Annotated in this window: 18 protein-coding genes and 1 pseudogene; 14 read left to right on the forward strand and 5 right to left on the reverse strand. The window is 67.9% G+C overall.

What is annotated here, in order from left to right:
* Nucleotides 1-10: 10 nt before the first annotated feature.
* Nucleotides 11-1,054, reverse strand: coding sequence for a quinone-dependent dihydroorotate dehydrogenase (locus MTR62_RS05985; RefSeq protein ID WP_244017971.1), 1,044 nt, complete (start codon nucleotides 1,052-1,054; stop codon nucleotides 11-13).
* A gap of 422 nt (nucleotides 1,055-1,476) precedes the next feature.
* Between MTR62_RS05985 and MTR62_RS05990 the strand changes: the two genes are divergently transcribed.
* The 11 genes from MTR62_RS05990 to MTR62_RS06040 are packed head-to-tail and all read left to right on the forward strand — an operon-like array spanning nucleotide 1,477 to nucleotide 8,845.
* Nucleotides 1,477-1,884: an SUF system Fe-S cluster assembly regulator gene (locus MTR62_RS05990; protein WP_244017973.1), complete on the forward strand. Its 408-nt coding sequence runs from the start codon at nucleotides 1,477-1,479 to the stop codon at nucleotides 1,882-1,884.
* On the forward strand, nucleotides 1,885-3,402 hold the full coding sequence (gene sufB, locus MTR62_RS05995; protein WP_244017975.1) for a Fe-S cluster assembly protein SufB: 1,518 nt from the start codon (nucleotides 1,885-1,887) through the stop codon (nucleotides 3,400-3,402).
* Complete coding sequence (locus tag MTR62_RS06000) at nucleotides 3,402-3,854, forward strand: hypothetical protein (RefSeq protein WP_244017977.1); 453 nt, start codon at nucleotides 3,402-3,404, stop codon at nucleotides 3,852-3,854. The genes sufB and MTR62_RS06000 overlap by 1 nt, the downstream gene beginning before the upstream one ends.
* The gene (locus MTR62_RS06005) at nucleotides 3,847-4,329 is read left to right on the forward strand and encodes an endonuclease domain-containing protein (RefSeq protein ID WP_244017979.1); all 483 of its coding nucleotides are present in this window, start codon (nucleotides 3,847-3,849) and stop codon (nucleotides 4,327-4,329) included. The genes MTR62_RS06000 and MTR62_RS06005 overlap by 8 nt, the downstream gene beginning before the upstream one ends.
* The gene (locus tag MTR62_RS06010; RefSeq protein ID WP_244017981.1) at nucleotides 4,326-4,718 is read left to right on the forward strand and encodes a hypothetical protein; all 393 of its coding nucleotides are present in this window, start codon (nucleotides 4,326-4,328) and stop codon (nucleotides 4,716-4,718) included. The genes MTR62_RS06005 and MTR62_RS06010 overlap by 4 nt, the downstream gene beginning before the upstream one ends.
* Before the next feature lie 34 nt (nucleotides 4,719-4,752).
* The gene (gene sufC, locus MTR62_RS06015) at nucleotides 4,753-5,508 is read left to right on the forward strand and encodes a Fe-S cluster assembly ATPase SufC (RefSeq protein ID WP_244017983.1); all 756 of its coding nucleotides are present in this window, start codon (nucleotides 4,753-4,755) and stop codon (nucleotides 5,506-5,508) included.
* The gene (locus MTR62_RS06020) at nucleotides 5,505-6,245 is read left to right on the forward strand and encodes a SufD family Fe-S cluster assembly protein (RefSeq protein WP_244017985.1); all 741 of its coding nucleotides are present in this window, start codon (nucleotides 5,505-5,507) and stop codon (nucleotides 6,243-6,245) included. Before sufC ends, MTR62_RS06020 begins: the two co-directional genes overlap by 4 nt.
* Entirely contained in the window at nucleotides 6,242-7,468 is a 1,227-nt protein-coding gene (locus MTR62_RS06025) for an aminotransferase class V-fold PLP-dependent enzyme (protein WP_244017987.1), read from the forward strand. The genes MTR62_RS06020 and MTR62_RS06025 overlap by 4 nt, the downstream gene beginning before the upstream one ends.
* Complete coding sequence (locus tag MTR62_RS06030; protein ID WP_244017989.1) at nucleotides 7,465-7,977, forward strand: SUF system Fe-S cluster assembly protein; 513 nt, start codon at nucleotides 7,465-7,467, stop codon at nucleotides 7,975-7,977. Before MTR62_RS06025 ends, MTR62_RS06030 begins: the two co-directional genes overlap by 4 nt.
* Nucleotides 7,974-8,489 (forward strand): GNAT family N-acetyltransferase, encoded by a 516-nt coding sequence (locus tag MTR62_RS06035; protein WP_244017991.1) that lies wholly within the window; start codon nucleotides 7,974-7,976, stop codon nucleotides 8,487-8,489. Before MTR62_RS06030 ends, MTR62_RS06035 begins: the two co-directional genes overlap by 4 nt.
* Entirely contained in the window at nucleotides 8,486-8,845 is a 360-nt protein-coding gene (locus MTR62_RS06040; RefSeq protein ID WP_244017993.1) for a HesB/IscA family protein, read from the forward strand. The genes MTR62_RS06035 and MTR62_RS06040 overlap by 4 nt, the downstream gene beginning before the upstream one ends.
* Before the next feature lie 43 nt (nucleotides 8,846-8,888).
* Here MTR62_RS06040 and MTR62_RS06045 read toward each other — a convergent pair whose 3' ends face one another.
* Complete coding sequence (locus MTR62_RS06045) at nucleotides 8,889-9,353, reverse strand: hypothetical protein (RefSeq protein ID WP_244017995.1); 465 nt, start codon at nucleotides 9,351-9,353, stop codon at nucleotides 8,889-8,891.
* 178 nt (nucleotides 9,354-9,531) lie between these two features.
* On the opposite strand from MTR62_RS06045, the gene MTR62_RS06050 reads away from it, so the two are divergent.
* Together MTR62_RS06050 and MTR62_RS06055 are read left to right on the forward strand one after the other, a co-directional pair.
* Nucleotides 9,532-10,524, forward strand: a complete 993-nt coding sequence (locus MTR62_RS06050; protein ID WP_244017998.1) for an adenosine kinase — start codon at nucleotides 9,532-9,534, stop codon at nucleotides 10,522-10,524.
* 95 nt (nucleotides 10,525-10,619) lie between these two features.
* A complete protein-coding gene (locus tag MTR62_RS06055; protein ID WP_244018000.1) occupies nucleotides 10,620-11,150 on the forward strand; it encodes a 3'-5' exonuclease in 531 nt (176 codons plus the stop codon).
* A gap of 3 nt (nucleotides 11,151-11,153) precedes the next feature.
* On the opposite strand, the pseudogene MTR62_RS06060 reads toward MTR62_RS06055, so the two are convergent.
* From MTR62_RS06060 to purD, 3 genes and pseudogenes are all read right to left on the reverse strand, one after another.
* Nucleotides 11,154-12,611: pseudogene (locus MTR62_RS06060) on the reverse strand (chloride channel protein); the annotation flags it as partial.
* Nucleotides 12,612-13,163: 552 nt separating this feature from the next.
* Nucleotides 13,164-13,643, reverse strand: coding sequence for a hypothetical protein (locus tag MTR62_RS06065; protein ID WP_244018004.1), 480 nt, complete (start codon nucleotides 13,641-13,643; stop codon nucleotides 13,164-13,166).
* 10 nt (nucleotides 13,644-13,653) lie between these two features.
* A complete protein-coding gene (purD, locus tag MTR62_RS06070) occupies nucleotides 13,654-14,937 on the reverse strand; it encodes a phosphoribosylamine--glycine ligase (protein ID WP_244018006.1) in 1,284 nt (427 codons plus the stop codon).
* On the opposite strand from purD, the gene xseA reads away from it, so the two are divergent.
* On the forward strand, nucleotides 14,899-15,926 hold a 1,028-nt coding region (gene xseA, locus MTR62_RS06075; protein ID WP_244018008.1), incomplete at its 3' end, for an exodeoxyribonuclease VII large subunit. The two genes, purD and xseA, sit on opposite strands and share 39 nt — an antisense overlap.

A 15,926-nucleotide genomic window follows, 5' to 3' on the forward strand; every position in this document is an offset into this window, starting at 1 on the left:
GCGCGTGAGGCTATTGTGTTCCGACCGCCTCGGCAATGGACTTGAACCCCTCGCGCTTCATTAAATTTTCGAGACCTTTGTTGATCTTGCGGGCGATGAACGGGCCTTCGTAGACCATTGCGCTGTAGAGCTGGACGAGGCTGGCCCCGGCGCGGATGCGCGCCCAGGCGTCGTGGGCATCGGCGATCCCGCCCACGCCTACGAGCGGCAGCGCGCCGCCGGTGGCCGTCCGAAAGTCGCGCAGGCGCTGCAGGGCCAGGTCGCGCAGCGGGGCGCCCGAAAGCCCGCCGGTCTCCCCCGCGTTGGGCGAGGTGAGCGGGGGGCGCGAGATGGTGGTGTTCGAGACGATCAGCGCGCCCAGCTTGCGTTCGATCGCGATGCGCGCGATCGCATCGATGTCGGTGGGTTCGAGGTCGGGAGCGACCTTGAGGAACACCGGCGGGCCGCCCTGGGGGCAGACTTCGGCGCGCGCGGCGTTGACCGCGTCGAGCAGGTCGATCAGCGCGGATTCGTCCTGCAGCGCGCGCAGGCCGGGGGTGTTGGGGCTCGAGATGTTGACCGCGAGATAGGTCGCGAGCGGGGCCATGGCGCGGGTCATCACCGCATAGTCGGCCACGCGGTCGGACGAATCCTTGTTGGCGCCGATGTTGATGCCGACCACGCCCGGCCGATCTTTGCGCGCCTTGAGACGGGCGAGCGCGGCCGCCGCGCCGCCGTTGTTGAAGCCGAGCCGGTTGATCACCGCGCGGTCTTCGACCAGGCGGAAGATGCGCGGGCGCGGATTGCCCGCCTGCGGGAGCGGGGTGATCGAGCCGACTTCGGCGAACCCGAAGCCGAGCTTGAGCAGCGCGTCGGGCACTTGTGCGTTCTTGTCGAAGCCCGCGGCCATGCCGACCGGATTGGGAAAGGCGATTCCCGCGACCGTGCTGGCCAGCGCGGGGCTGGCGTGTCCGGCGGGCAGCAAGCCGGCGAGCGAGAGGCCGCGCAGGGCAAGGCCGTGGGCCGATTCGGCGTCGAGTCGGAAAAGGGCGGGTCGAAGAGCGCTGTAGATCACGATCACGCCCCATAGCGGCGTTGCACGAAGGCCACAATTCTTTCGTGGGACGACGCATGCGAGCACAAAAGCGACATCGCAAGGGGCCTGCGCGCATCGCCGTGTCGCATTTATACAATTCCTGAACGAACCCTCAGCCTACACCGACCTCGCGACCCGAAGGGCTCGTAGCGGGATGCGCACGAGTTCTTTATACCTTGAAAGGCGGCTTCCTGCATCGGTGGGGGCCGCCTATTTTTGTTCCGGCTTCCCGGTTCGGGCCTTCCGGCGCGGTGTCCGACGGTGGCCTGGTTGGTTGCGCCGGTTGCGTCGGCTGCCGGGGCAGTTGCGTCGCGCGGCATTGAATCTTGCGGACCGATACGCTAGTTAAATCGGAGAGATTTGATCCAGTTTAACCGTCGGGTTCGTAAAGAGTCGCAATTATGCGCTTGTCCAGCATGGCCGATTATGCCGTCATCATCATGTCCGCCGCGGCGCGGCATTGTGGCGGCGTGCGCGTGAGCGCGGGCCAGCTGGCCGAGGAAACCGGGCTTCCCTCACCCACGGTCCAGAAACTGGTAAGCAAACTGAGCGCGGCGGGGCTGATGCGCTCCTCGCGCGGGGTGGGTGGCGGGCTCAAGCTCGCGCGGCCGCCCGCGGCGATCACGATCGCCGACATCGTCGAGGCGGTGGAGGGGCCGATCGCGCTCACCACCTGCCTCGAGGACGGAAAACACGACTGCACGCTCGAAGGCCAGTGCACGGTGCGTCCGCACTGGCCCCAGGTGAATGCAGCGCTGCGCGGGGCATTGGCACAGGTGCCCCTGACACAGTTCGTCGAGGAAGCATAAATGACACAGGATTCCGCCCCCTTCCCCTCGGAAGCCCCGCCCCCGGCGGGCGAGGAGCGCGACCAGGCGGCGCGCGAGGCCGCCGCCCGCGTGGCCGAATACGAACACGGCTGGTCTTCGGACATCGAGCAGGAATACGGCCCCAAGGGCCTGTCCGAGGATACCGTGCGGTTCATTTCGGCCAAGAAGGACGAGCCTGCGTGGATGCTCGAGTGGCGCCTCAAGGCCTACCGCCGCTGGCTCGAGATGACCCCGCCCGACTGGGCCAAGCTGTCGGTCCCGCCGATCGACTACCAGGAGGCCTATTACTGGGCCGCGCCCAAGAAGAAGGATGGCCCGGCGAGCCTCGACGAGGTCGATCCCGAGATCCTGCGTGTATACGAAAAGCTCGGTATTCCGCTTGAGGAACAGAAGGTTCTCGCCGGCGTCGAGGGTGCGCGCAAGGTCGCGGTGGACGCGGTGTTCGATTCGGTTTCGGTCGCCACCACCTTCCGCAAGGAGCTGGAGAGCGCGGGCGTCATCTTCCGTTCGATCTCCGAGGCGATCCGCGAATACCCCGAGCTGGTCAAGAAGTGGCTGGGCAAGGTCGTGCCGGTCCAGGACAACTACTTCGCCGCGCTCAACTGCGCGGTGTTTTCCGATGGCACTTTCGTCTACGTGCCCGAGGGCGTGCGCTGCCCGATGGAGCTGTCGACCTATTTCCGCATCAACGCGGAGAACACCGGCCAGTTCGAACGCACCCTGATCGTCGCCGACAAGGGCGCCTACGTTTCCTACCTTGAGGGTTGCACCGCACCCCAGCGCGACGAAAACCAGCTCCACGCCGCCGTGGTCGAGCTGGTCGCGCTCGAGGATGCCGAGATCAAGTATTCGACGGTGCAGAACTGGTATCCCGGCAACGCCGAGGGCAAGGGCGGCATCTACAACTTCGTGACCAAGCGCGCGCTGTGCCAGGGCGATCGCTCGAAGGTGTCGTGGACCCAGGTCGAGACCGGTTCGGCGATCACCTGGAAGTACCCCTCGTGCGTGCTCAACGGCAAGGATTCGGTGGGCGAGTTCTATTCGGTCGCGGTCACCAACAACTTCCAGCAGGCCGACACCGGCACCAAGATGATCCACAACGGCGCAGGCTCGCGCTCGACTATCATCTCGAAGGGCATTTCGGCGGGCAAGTCGAACAACACCTACCGCGGCCTCGTGCGGGTGAGCGCCAACGCCGAGGATGTGCGCAACTTCACCCAGTGCGATTCGCTGCTGCTGGGCAAGGAGTGCGGCGCACACACCGTCCCCTATATCGAGGTGCGCAACCCCACCGCGCAGATCGAGCACGAGGCGACCACCTCGAAGATCAGCGACGACCAGTTGTTCTACGCGCAGCAGCGCGGGCTCGATACCGAGGCGGCGGTCGGCCTCATCGTCAACGGCTTTGCCAAGGAAGTGCTCCAGCAATTGCCCATGGAATTTGCGGTCGAGGCGCAGAAGCTGCTCGGCATTTCGCTCGAAGGGAGTGTCGGTTGATGCGCAAGCCCGTGCTGGCCCGTCTGCGGACTATCGGTATCCTAGGGATTGCCGGGCTTGGCCTGGTCGCGACCACGCCTGGTTTTGCCAAAGAGGACGGTGGCGAAGCGAAGGCTGCCAAGATTCGCGACGAGATCTGGTTCAAGGCTTCCGCATCCTATCCCGACTTGCTCAATCCTGCGATGACGCCGTTGCTCCATTGCTTGCTGGAGCAGGCCGGAGCGAGCGTCAAAATGGCGGATGGGTCTGCTGTCGAGGCACCGGGCGATGTCCAGACCTGCGCGCACCTGCGTGAAATGGCGGTGACGAAGGCCGATTCGATTTTGGAACAGGACGGTGTCGAAGCCGCCGATACGCGTGCAGAGCTGATCAAGCTGGCTCTGGCTGCCGTTGATGCGCTCGCGACATCCCAGAAAATTTGGCACGATGGAAGAACGCATCCCAATGGTTGAACGTAAGACTCTTGGCATCAGTCGTGGCGAAGCGGCGCCCAAGAACAACGCGCGTGAAGGTTTCGCGCTCACCGGCGCGCGGCTCGAAAAGCTAAAGGAACGCGCGCGCATCCAGCGCCACAATCCGAGCCCGGCGCAGGAAGCGCTGTGGGGCGCGCTGTCGGGCGCGCAGCTGGGCGGGGTGAAGTTCACCCGCCAGGCCATCGTCGGTTCGGCGATCGTCGATTTCGCCTGCCCCTCGCGCTGGATCGTGGTGCTGATCAGCCCCGAAGGCGCCAACGCCGAAGTCGAGACGCTGCAGGACGGCAAGCTCACCCAGGTCGGCGTGCGCGTGCTGCGCTTTGCCGAGGCCGAAATCCTGGGCGATCTCGCCGCGGTGGTGAAGGCCATCGCCGCCGAGACCAACAAGCCCTTCGACAAGCGTGCGGCGCGCCGCGGCGTGGGCGGTGTGCGGATGGAGGACAGCGAGGCATGACGCCCCCCGTTGCCGGACCTTTCAGGGCGGTGCTGGCCGGGGTTGCCCTGGCGGGCCTTGCCGTGCCCGTCGCGGCCAGGGCGCAGGCGAGCGTGATCCCCAAGGCCTTCCAGGGCCATTGGGAAGAAGACACCCGCTATTGCAGTGCCCCCACCGACGCCACGCTGACGTTGACCGCGACCGAACTGCACGGCTGGGAAGCCGAAGGCAAGGTCACCAAGGTCGAGGATGTGGGGCCGCGCGCGATCGTGATCTCGGCCGATTTTTCGGGCGAGGGCGAGACCTGGTCCTCGAGCGAGCGCTACGAGCTTTCGGCCGATGGCACGATGATGACCACCGCCAACGAGCAGACGACATTCCAACGCTTCCGCTGCCCCAAGGGCAAGTGAGCATCAACCCCATTCAAGCGGAACTGTTTTTTCTATGCTGAAGATTGAAAACCTGCAGGCGAGCGTCGCCGACAAGCCGATCCTCAAGGGCCTTTCGCTGACCGTCAATCCGGGCGAGATTCACGCCATCATGGGCCCCAACGGCGCGGGCAAGTCGACCACCGGCTACGTGCTGGGCGGGCGTCCGGGCTACGAAGTGACCGGCGGTTCGGTCGATTTCCTCGGCCAGGACCTGCTCGGGCTCGAACCGCACGAACGCGCGGCGGCGGGCCTGTTCCTGGGGTTCCAGTACCCGGTCGAGATTCCCGGCGTGTCGTTCGTCCAGTTCCTGCGCGAAGCGGCCAACGCCCAGCGCAAGAGCCGCGGCGAGGAGCCGCTTTCGGGCGGCGAGTTCCTGAAGCTCGCCAAGGAGAAGGCGGCGCTGCTCAAGATGGACATGGACATGCTCAAGCGTCCGGTGAACGTGGGCTTTTCGGGCGGCGAGAAGAAGCGCGCCGAGATGGTCCAGATGGGCGTGCTCGATCCCCGGCTGGCGATCCTCGACGAAACCGATTCGGGCCTCGACATCGATGCGCTGCGCATCTGCGGCGAAGGCATCAACGCGATCATGCGCCAGCCCGACAAGGCGGTCCTTCTCATCACCCACTACCAGCGCCTGCTCGATTACGTGAAGCCGGACTTCGTGCACGTCCTTTCGGCGGGCCGGATCGTCAAGTCGGGCGGCCCCGAACTTGCGCTGCGGCTCGAGGACGAGGGCTACGAGGCGGTGGTCCACGAGGCCGCCGCATGAGCGAGGCTCTCACCCTGCCGACCCGGCGCAACGAGGATTTCCGCTATGCGGACCTGAACGCGCTCGAGACGCTGTGGCCGATCGCGGCCGAGCCGATCGCGGTGGCCGAAGGCGAGGAAGGCAGCCTCCAGGTCATGCTCGAGGGCGATGCGCCGGTCGCGCGGCATCTGGTCATCACGCTGGCGAAGGGCGCGGTGTTCGATCTGCGCGTGCTGTCGGCCGGGCCAGTCTATGGGCGCATCGCGATCGACGTGCGGCTGGGCGAGGGGGCGGACTTCACGCTCGGCGCGGCGCAGCTGGCGACGGGCTCGGAGAACTTGGAGATCGTCACCAAGGTGGTCCACACCGCTTTGAACGCCAGTTCGCGCCAGATCGTGCGCTCGGTGCTCGCGGGGCACGCGGTGGGCACGTACCTGGGCTGCATCGGGGTCGAGCGCGGGGCCGACGGCACCGACGCCGAACAGTCGGTGCGCGCCATGCTGCTCGATCGCACGGCGACCGCCAACGCCAAGCCCGAGCTGGAAATCTACGCCGACGATGTCAAGGCCGCGCACGGCTGCGCGGTGGGCGAACTCGACGGTGAGGGCCTGTTCTACCTCATGTCGCGCGGGCTTCCCCCGATGGCGGCCAAGCGGTTGATGCTCCAGGCGTTCCTCGCCGAAGCCTTTGCCGGCGCGCCGGCGGCGCAAGCGCTCGAAAGCGCCGCGCAGGCCCGGCTGGAGGCGATCTTGTCATGACCGCCGCAACGACCAGCGAGGCGCTGTCGGTCAAGGACCAGTTCCCCGGTCTGGCGGGCGGCTGGCACTACCTCGACACCGGCGCCACCGCGCAAAAGCCGCAGGCGGTGATCGACGCCACCGTCGCGGCGATGGGGCGCGACTACGCGACCGTCCACCGCGGCGTCTACCAGCGCTCGGCCGAGATGACTCTGGCCTTCGAGGCCGCGCGGCGCACCACCGCGAAATTCATCGGCGCGGCCGAGGACGAGATCGTCTTCACGCGCGGCGCGACCGAGGCGATCAACCTCGTCGCGCAGACCTGGGGGCGGGCCCATCTCAAGGCGGGCGACCGCATCCTGCTCTCGACGCTCGAACACCATTCGAACATCGTGCCCTGGCAGCTGCTGGCTGAGCGGACCGGCGTCGCGATCGATGTCTGTCCGCTGACAGCGGCTGGAACCATCGATCTCGAGGCCGCCGAGCGCATCCTCACCCCGGCGCACAAGCTGGTGGCCTTTGCCCACGTTTCCAACGTGCTGGGCTCGGTGCTCCACGTGGAACACGCCGCGAAGCTGGCGCACGGCGTCGGCGCCAAGCTGCTGATCGACGGGTGCCAGGCCGCGCCGCGCCTCGCGCTCGACATGGCCGCGCTTGACTGCGATTTCTATGCCTTTTCGGCGCACAAGCTCTACGGGCCGACCGGGATCGGCGTGCTTTTCGCAAAGAAGGCGCTGCTCGACGCGATGCCGCCCTGGCAGGGTGGCGGGGCGATGATCGACCGCGTGACTTTCGCGAAGACCACTTTCGCGCCCGCTCCGCAGCGTTTCGAGGCGGGTACCCCGATGATCGTCGAGGCGCTGGGCATGGCCGCAGCCATGGACTGGCTGACCGGCATCGGCATTGCCCGGGCCGAGGCGCACGAGCGCGCGCTGGCCGCCACGCTGCGCCGCGAACTCGCTGCGCGCAACGACGTGACGCTGTTTGGCCCGGACGATGGGCTGGGCATCGTCAGTTTCGCGCTCGACGGGGTTCACCCGCACGATCTGGGCACCATATTGGACGAGGAAGGCCCCGACGGCGCGAGCGTCGCGATCCGGGCCGGACACCACTGCGCCCAGCCGCTGATGGACCATCTGGGCGTGCCCGCCACGGCGCGCGCCAGTTTCGGCGTGTACAGCGATGAAAGCGATATCGAGGCGCTTCTCAAGGGAATCGAGCGCACCAGGAGAATTTTCGGATGAGCAACGAGGCGAAGCCCCCCTTCACCGTCGAAAGCGTTGACGAAGCCCCCGCCCCGCGCCGCGCGCGCGTAGACGAGGCGGTGATGCCGCAAGCGGGCGTAGAGGCTGGCCCTGAAGCGGGCGTCGAAGCGGGTGAACGCAAGCGCGACTATCTCGACGGGTTCCTCGCCGAAAAGCCGCAAGGGACCAGTCCGGGCGAACCGGGCGGGGCGATCTACGACGGCGTGATCGATGCGCTCAAGGAAATCTATGACCCCGAAATCCCGGTCAATATCTACGACCTGGGCCTGATCTATGCGGTCGACGTTTCGCCCGAGGCTTCGGTGGCGGTGACCATGACGCTCACCACCCCGCACTGCCCGGTCGCCGAATCGATGCCCGGCGAAGTCGAACTGCGCGTCTGCGCGGTGCCCGGCGTGCGCGATGCCGAAGTGAATCTGGTCTGGGACCCGCCGTGGGACATGGCCAAGATGTCGGACGAGGCGAAGCTCGAACTGGGCATGTTGTGATCGCGCCCGGCGGCGCCGACACGGCGGTTGCCCCGCTGACGGTGCGGCTGGCCGATTACGCCTACGACGCGGACGGCCGGGCCATCGTCGCGCTGCTCGATGCCTATGCGCGCGATCCGATGGGCGGCGGTGCGCCGCTCGCCGAGGACGTGCGCGCGCGGCTTCCCGCCGCGCTCGATGCGGTGCCCGGCGCGTTCAGCCTGATTGCGTTCGATGGCTACCATCCGGTGGGGCTGGCCAACTGCTTCACCGGCTTTTCGACCTTCGCCGCCCGGCCTCTGGTCAATATCCACGATCTCGTGGTACTCTCAGGGCACCGAGGCAAGGGGATCGGCGCGGCGCTGATGCACGCGGTCGAGCGCGAAGCGCGCCAGCGCGGGGCCTGCAAGGTAACGCTCGAAGTGCTCAGCGGCAACGCTCCGGCAAAGGCGCTCTACACCGCGCAGGGCTACGGCTCCTACGCGCTTGATCCCGAGGCGGGATCGGCTCAATTCTGGGAAAAGAAGCTATGACCACCACCACCAAGACCCGCCAGCGCCCGGCCGCCGTGGTGCTTACCGAGAGCGCCCAGGCGCGCGTCGCCGCGCTCATGGCGCAGGCCCCCGAAGGCACCATCGGGGTCAAGCTCTCGACCCCGCGCCGGGGCTGTTCGGGCCTGGCCTATTCGGTCGACTACGTGGCCGAGGAAAACGCGATGGACGAGAAGATCGAGACGCCGGGCGGGGTGTTCTACATCGACGCCGCCTCGGTGCTCTACCTGATCGGCTCGACGATGGACTGGCAGGAAGACGATTTCACCGCCGGGTTCGTGTTCAACAACCCCAACGCCAAGGGCAGCTGCGGCTGCGGCGAGAGCTTTACCGTCTGACGGGTGATCGCCGCCGCCTTATGTGGGGCGGCGGACCTCTCTATTACCGCTGGCGCAGGGCCGCGACGCAGGCGGCGCGGTCCACATCCTGCCCGTCCGAGGACCGGCGCGCGTCGACATAGGTCGCGACCGGCGTCTTCGAACTCGACGTCGGGTAGAGGTAGATGTCGAGCAGGCACGCCTTGCCGATGAACTGCAGCTTGCGGGCATCGCCTTCCCACACATCGAGATGCGGCTGGCCGAACTGGCGTTCAAGCTCGCGCTGGGTCACGCCGATCACCCCGTCGAGCCCGCGGATGGTCTGGAACTGCGGATCACGCGCGCCCGAGGGCGTGGGGTGGCGCACCGTGGTCGGCGCGGGTTCGCCACGCGACGGGCGGGTCGGGCCGCCGGGAGCCGCGACGCAGCCGGACAGCAGCGCCGCCGCCAGGGCCGCAACGCCAAGCGCGCGGGCTGGACGGAGAGTCTCAGCGGAAGAATACGGATGCGCGCGCGAATTGGTTGTCATGGCCTGTGAGCGCATCGCCTGCGGGTAGCGGCCTGTCAACGCCCGTGATGACGACCAGCGGTTGCGCCGCGACGGACGGCAGGCTACTCGCGCCGTGATGCGGGCACCACAGGTGCCCTCCAAACCCGTCTGAACCCGAACAATCGCAGACCAACCCTTGAGCGAAGGACTTTTCCGCATGAGCCAGCCCACCCTGGACGTTGTTGCCATCGGCAACGCCATTGTCGATGTCATGGCCCATTGCAGCGACGCCCAGATCGAGGAACTCGGCCTGGTGCGCGGCGGCATGACGCTGATCGACACCGACGGCGCCAAGCGCCTTTACGACGCGATGGGCCAGGCGACCGAGATTTCGGGCGGTTCGGCGGCGAACACACTGGCGGGCCTTGCCGCGCTCGGCGCGCAGTGCGGCTTCGTCGGCCAGGTTGCCGACGACCAGCTGGGCGAGATCTTCGCGCACGACATCCGCTCGGGCCAGATCGCCTTTGCCACTCCCGCGCGCGAGGGTAATCCGCCGACCGGCCGCTGCCTGATCTTCGTCACCCCCGACGGCCAGCGCACCATGAACACGTTCCTGGGCGCCTCGCAGTTCCTGCCCGCCGAGGCGCTCGACCTCGACATGATCGCCAGCGCACAGGTGCTCTACCTCGAAGGCTACCTGTGGGACCCCGAAGAACCGCGCGCGGCGATGCGCAAGGCAATCGACGCGGCGCGCGGCGCCGGGCGCAAGGTTGCCTTCACGCTGTCCGATGCTTTCGTCATCAGCCGTCACGGCGATGATTTCCGCGCGCTGATCGAGGCGGGCCAGATCGACATCCTGTTCGCCAACGAGGTGGAACTGGGCGCGCTGACGGGCGAGGACGACTTCGACGCCGGGATCGCCGCGTTGGCGCCCAAGGTGCCCGTGCTTGTCGTCACGCGCAGCGAAAAGGGTGCGGTCGCGGTCACCGATGGCACCGTGACCCACGTTCCGGCCGAGCCGATCGCCAAGGTGATCGACACCACCGGTGCCGGCGATCTGTTCGCGGCGGGCTTCCTGTTCGGCCACGTGCGCGGGTTGGAGGTTGCCAAGTGCCTCAAGCTTGGGGCAATCTGCGCTTCGGAAATCATTTCGCACATGGGCGCGCGTCCCGAGGCCGATCTTCAGGCCCTGATCGCCGACCTGGCCTGAAGCGCGCTTGCGCGCAGCGGGCCGCGTGCCCGCTGGCGCCTGTGACTGCTGACGCCTGTGCCCGTTGACGCCTGTGCCCACTGACGAAGGAGCGAATGGGATTGACCTGTCCGGCGCTGATCGACTTTGAAGCGAGCTGCCTGCCCGAATACGGTCAATCCTTTCCCATCGAGGTCGCCATTGCGCGGATCGACGGGCGCAGCCGCGCCTGGCTGATCCGCCCTTCGCCGCGCTGGGAATACTGGGACTGGTCGAGCGAGGCCGAAGCGCTGCACGGGATCAGCCGCGAACTGCTTGCGCTCAAGGGCCTGCCGGTCGAGCAGGTCTTTGCCGAAATGGTCGCCTTTACCGAGGATTGCGATCTCTACGCCGACGCCGACCTCGACGAATACTGGTTCGAGGTGCTGTGCCAGGCGGTGGGGCGCAATCCGCCGTTCCCGATCCGCTTTCTGGGCGAATTCATCGGCAAGCGCGGCTATACCCGCCCGCAGGTCGTCGCGGCGCTCGAGGCGGCGAAGGGCAAGCTGCCCAAGGAACATCTCGCGCGTGAGGATGCGAAGCGATTGGCGCTGATGGTGCGCCTCCTGCTCGACCAGCCGCCGCAGGGGCTCAGCCGCACCGCCTGACGTTCAGCTCTCGCCGTAAAGGCTGCGCTGCGCGCTTTCCATTTCCTCGAAATAGCGCCGGCGCGCGTGGCGTTCGCTGACGACGCCGACCACCCGGCCGATGCCATCGACCACGGCCAGCTCGTCCGCCCCGGCCGCGTCGAACAGCTTGAGCATCGTGCGCATGTCCGAGGTGGGTGAGAGGCTCGATCCGGCCAGCTTGGCGAGCGTGGCGAGCGGGGTCTCGGGATCGAGATTGGGGTTGTAGGCGGACTCGGTGGTGACGATGCCCGCATAGCGCTCATCCGCATCGGCAAGGATCGCCTTGCTCGCCGAGCCGAGCGGGACGCGCGCGCGGAATTCGCCGATGGTGATCGCGGCGGGCACGCTCACCCAGTCCTTGCGCATGATGCGCCCGGCCGAAAGGTGGACCATCCAGCTGATGTCGCGCGGGCTGCGGATGATCGAGCCGCGCACGTGGAGACGCCAGGTCGAGAACGAGTAGCCGAAGAATTCGCGGGTGAACGCGCTGGCGACGAGCGAGGCGGCGAGCACCGCGCCCATCAGCGCGAAGTCGTGCGTGGTTTCCAGCACCAGCAGCGCGAGCGTCATCGGCCCGCCCACGATCGCCACCGCCATCGCGCTCATCCCCACCAGAGCGGCGTCGTTGGGGGCCAGGGTCAGGCCGAGCGGGAGCATCGCCAGCACCCCTGCGAAGATCAGCCCGACCAGCGAGCCCAGGAACAGCGAGGCGAAGAACAGCCCGCCACGAAACCCGAAGCTGAGCGAGATCACCGAGGCACAGATCTTGAGCACCAGCACCACGAGCAGGAACTGCACCGAGGGCAGGAGTTCGAGGTTGAGGTGCATCGCGCCGTGCCCGGCCGAGAGCGACTGGGGCGAAACGAAGGCGATCGGCATGAGCAGCAGGCCGCCGAGCACCGGCTTCCAGCGCGCGATGCGGGTCAGCTTCTGGACCTGGGCCTCGCAGGCGGTGACGAGCCGCATGACCACGATCCCGACCAGCGCGGCGATCAGCCCCAGCGTCATGTAGAGCAGGTAGTCGACCGTGGTGACGCTGGGATCGACGCTGGTCGCGATGAGGTAGGGCTCCACCCCGAGCGCGCGGGTGACGAAGGCCGCGCCGAGCGAGGCGGCGATGACCGGGGCGACGGCGGCGGGGGTGTAGGCGCCGATGACGATCTCGAAGGCGTAGAAGGCCCCCGCCAGCGGCGCGCCGAAGGCCGCACCGATCGCCGCGCCCGCCCCCGCGCCGACCAGCGTGCGCATGTCGGCGCGGCGCAGCTGGAGCCACTGGCCCAGGATCGAGGCAATGCCTCCGCCCATCTGGGCATAGGCCGCCTCGAGCCCGACCGACGCGCCCGCGCCGTTCGACAGGATCGTCTGCGCGCAGATGATGAGGTTGTCGATGAAGGGAATGCGCCCGGCGTGGAGCGCGTTGGCTTCGACCACGTCGNGGATCGAGGCAATGCCTCCGCCCATCTGGGCATAGGCCGCCTCGAGCCCGACCGACGCGCCCGCGCCGTTCGACAGGATCGTCTGCGCGCAGATGATGAGGTTGTCGATGAAGGGAATGCGCCCGGCGTGGAGCGCGTTGGCTTCGACCACGTCGATCGGCGCGCGCCGCCGCCCGCGCAGCGCGAGCGCGAGGCCGACCAGCGCCAGCCCCCCCAGCGGTAGCGCGAGCAGCCGCCAGGGGTGGTGAATTTCACCCAGTGCGCTCAGCCGGTTGATCGAGACGCCGTAGAGCAGGCGCTGGAGCGAATGGGCGATGAAGCCCTGGATATTGGTCAGTGCCCCGGCCGCGAGCCCGGCCAGCAGCGCGAGCAGGATGAACGCGATTTCGCTCTGGCGCAGGCGGTGGCGGTGGCGCCGCACGAAGAGCCGCACGGGACGCGGGGCGAAGCGGGCAAACACGCTCATCCCCGTTCTCCGTCAAGTGGCCCGATCAGACAGGGCGAAGCGGGTTTCGAGGGCGTTGATCCAAGGTTCACCGTCTCGCCCCTTCGTTCCTCAGTTCTGTTGGGCGGCCTGGAGGGCGGCCTGGCATTGCTGGCGCGCGCCCTGGCGCTCGGCCACCAGCCGTTCGGCGAGCTGGGTGGTCAGCGCGCAGTCGCGTTCAGGGCGGATCGGGTGCTTGCGGTGGCATCCGGCCTCGGTGGAGAAGAAATCGTCCGCGCAGTCTTCGTAGGCGGCGACATCGGCGTCGTGCTGCGCGCGGCAGGCCGCCGTCCAGTGGCTCTTGTAGGTCAGGTCCGCCGTGCTCACACAGTCCTGGAACACGGTTTGCGCCGCCTCTTCGCGCCGGGCGCGGGCGGCGAGCTGGTCGGTCTGTTCGCGCGCCTGGCTTTGTTGGCGCACCAGTTCCTCGCTGCGGCTGCGCACGTCCTGCGCGGGCAGGTAGATGCCGTAGTAGAACCCCACGCCGCCGCCCGCGAGCAGCGCGGCCAGTGCGAGCGCGAGCTTGAGCAGGGCGTCGGCGTGCTTGAGCATGGGCAGGTCCTTAGGAAGCGCTCTTCTCGCGCGCGACTTCGCGCCAGCCGATGTCACGGCGGGCAAAGCCGGTCGGGAAGTCGATCGCGTCGAGCGCTGTGTAGGCGCGCGCCTGCGCCTCGCTGACCGAGGTGCCGGTCGCGGTCACGTTGAGCACGCGCCCGCCACTCGCCACCAGCGTCTCGCCCTCGCGCGCGGTGCCGGCGTGGAAGACCTTGACCGCGTCGCTTTCGACCGCGGCGATGCCGGTGATCGCGCCGCCCTGTTCGGGCGTGCCGGGATAGCCGTTGGCGGCCATGACCACGGTCAGCGCGGTGGCGTCGCGAAAGCGCGGCGCGGGAACCGAGCCGAGCCGGTTTTCCGCGCAGGCGTGGAGCAGCTCGACGAGATCGCTTTCAAGGCGCATCAGCATGACCTGGCATTCCGGGTCGCCGAAGCGGCAGTTGTACTCGATCAGCTGAGGCCCCTTCGCGGTGAGCATGAGGCCCAGGAACAGGACCCCGTTATAGGGCGTGCCTCCGTCGGCCAGCGCGCGCACCGTCGGCGCGATGATCCGGGTCATCGTCTCGCCGGTGAGTTCAGGGGTGAGCACGCGCGCCGGGCTGTAGGCGCCCATGCCGCCGGTGTTGGGGCCGGTGTCGCCATCGCCCACGCGCTTGTGGTCCTGCGCCGAGGCGAAGGGGACGATGGTCGATCCGTCGGTCAGCGCGAAGAAGCTGGCTTCCTCGCCTTCGAGGAACTCCTCGATCACCGCTTCGGCGCCCGCCTCGCCAAAGCGGCCCGAGAAGATCTCGTGCACGGCCAGTTCGGCTTCGGCCATGGTCATCGCCACGGTCACGCCCTTGCCCGCGGCCAGGCCATCGGCCTTGACCACCACGGGCGCGCCGAAGCGGGCCAGCGCGGCGAGCGCATCGGCTTCGTTGGTCACCCGTTCGTAGCCGCCGGTCGGAATGTTGGCACGGGCGCACAGGTCCTTGGTAAACCCCTTCGAGCCTTCGAGCTGCGCCGCGCCCTTGTTGGGGCCGAACACCGGCACGCCCTGCGCGCGCAGCGAATCGGCAAGGCCATCGACCAGCGGCGCCTCGGGCCCGATCACGACGAGGCCAATGCGCTTGTCCTCGCAGAAGGCGAGCACCGCCGCGTGGTCCGCCGCGTCGAGCGCGGTGCAGGTCGCATGGTCCGCGATCCCCGGATTTCCGGGGGCAGCGTAAAGCGTATCGCACAGCGGGGATTGCGCCATCTTCCACGCCAGCGCATGTTCGCGCCCGCCCGAGCCCAGAAGAAGGATGTTCATAACCCCGTGCCTTTCAATCGATCTTACGACGATGCCAGTGATGAATATGGTCGTTCCGAGGGGCTGGTAGCGAAGGAGGGCGCGGGCGACAACGCCGCGCCGCTCTCGATCACCGAGATTTCGGCGATTCTCAAGCGCACGGTCGAGGATCGCTTCGGCTACGTGCGGCTGCGGGGTGAGCTTTCGGGCGTCAAGCGCGCGGCTTCGGGCCACCTCTATTGCGCCCTCAAGGACGACAAGGCGGTGATCGATGCGGTGATGTGGCGCGGCGGGGCGCAGCGGCTCGCCTTCCGGCCCGAGGATGGGATCGAGGTTGTCGCGACGGGCAAGCTGACGACCTATCCCGGCCGCTCGAAGTACCAGATCGTGATGGAGACGATGGAGATCGCGGGCGAGGGGGCGCTGCTCGCGCTGCTCGAGAAGCTGCGCGCGCGACTTGCCGCCGAAGGTCTCTTCGCGCCCGAACGAAAGCGCGCGCTGCCGTTCCTGCCGCGCACCATCGGTGTCGTCACCTCGCCCACCGGAGCGGTGATCCGCGACATCCTCCACCGTCTTGCCGACCGTTTCCCGAGCCGGGTGCTGGTCTGGCCGGTGCTGGTCCAGGGCGAAGGTTCGGCGCAGCAGGTGGCCCATGCGGTGCGCGGTTTTTCGGCCTTGCCCGAGGGCGGGCCGGTGCCGCGCCCCGATCTGGTCATCGTTGCGCGCGGGGGCGGCTCGATCGAGGACTTGTGGAGCTTCAACGAGGAAGCGGTCGTGCGCGCGGTGGCCGACTGCACGATTCCCGTGATCTCGGCGGTCGGGCACGAGACCGACACGACCTTGTGCGACTACGCCGCCGACCGCCGCGCGCCCACGCCCACGGCGGCGGCGGAAATGGCGGTGCCGGTGCGCGCCGAACTGCAAAACCAGCTCGATGAAATGGGCTTGCGGATGCGCCGCTGCGCGCTGCGGCCGGTCACGCTCGGGCGCGAACGGCTCGAGGCGCGCGC

It is taken from the genome of Novosphingobium organovorum, from assembly GCF_022832435.1.
GTDB classification, from domain to species: domain Bacteria; phylum Pseudomonadota; class Alphaproteobacteria; order Sphingomonadales; family Sphingomonadaceae; genus Novosphingobium; species Novosphingobium organovorum.

Coding starts and splice junctions, on each gene's coding strand:
- MTR62_RS06025 (WP_244017987.1), top strand. CDS start 6,242: ATGACCGCCGCAACGACCAGCGAGGCGCTGTCGGTCAAGGACCAGTTC.
- MTR62_RS06005 (WP_244017979.1), top strand. CDS start 3,847: ATGGTTGAACGTAAGACTCTTGGCATCAGTCGTGGCGAAGCGGCGCCC.
- purD (WP_244018006.1), bottom strand. CDS start 14,937: ATGAACATCCTTCTTCTGGGCTCGGGCGGGCGCGAACATGCGCTGGCG.
- MTR62_RS06055 (WP_244018000.1), top strand. CDS start 10,620: ATGGGATTGACCTGTCCGGCGCTGATCGACTTTGAAGCGAGCTGCCTG.
- MTR62_RS06000 (WP_244017977.1), top strand. CDS start 3,402: ATGCGCAAGCCCGTGCTGGCCCGTCTGCGGACTATCGGTATCCTAGGG.
- sufB (WP_244017975.1), top strand. CDS start 1,885: ATGACACAGGATTCCGCCCCCTTCCCCTCGGAAGCCCCGCCCCCGGCG.
- MTR62_RS06030 (WP_244017989.1), top strand. CDS start 7,465: ATGAGCAACGAGGCGAAGCCCCCCTTCACCGTCGAAAGCGTTGACGAA.
- MTR62_RS05990 (WP_244017973.1), top strand. CDS start 1,477: ATGCGCTTGTCCAGCATGGCCGATTATGCCGTCATCATCATGTCCGCC.
- MTR62_RS06050 (WP_244017998.1), top strand. CDS start 9,532: ATGAGCCAGCCCACCCTGGACGTTGTTGCCATCGGCAACGCCATTGTC.
- MTR62_RS06065 (WP_244018004.1), bottom strand. CDS start 13,643: ATGCTCAAGCACGCCGACGCCCTGCTCAAGCTCGCGCTCGCACTGGCC.
- sufC (WP_244017983.1), top strand. CDS start 4,753: ATGCTGAAGATTGAAAACCTGCAGGCGAGCGTCGCCGACAAGCCGATC.
- MTR62_RS06040 (WP_244017993.1), top strand. CDS start 8,486: ATGACCACCACCACCAAGACCCGCCAGCGCCCGGCCGCCGTGGTGCTT.
- MTR62_RS06020 (WP_244017985.1), top strand. CDS start 5,505: ATGAGCGAGGCTCTCACCCTGCCGACCCGGCGCAACGAGGATTTCCGC.
- MTR62_RS06010 (WP_244017981.1), top strand. CDS start 4,326: ATGACGCCCCCCGTTGCCGGACCTTTCAGGGCGGTGCTGGCCGGGGTT.
- MTR62_RS06045 (WP_244017995.1), bottom strand. CDS start 9,353: ATGACAACCAATTCGCGCGCGCATCCGTATTCTTCCGCTGAGACTCTC.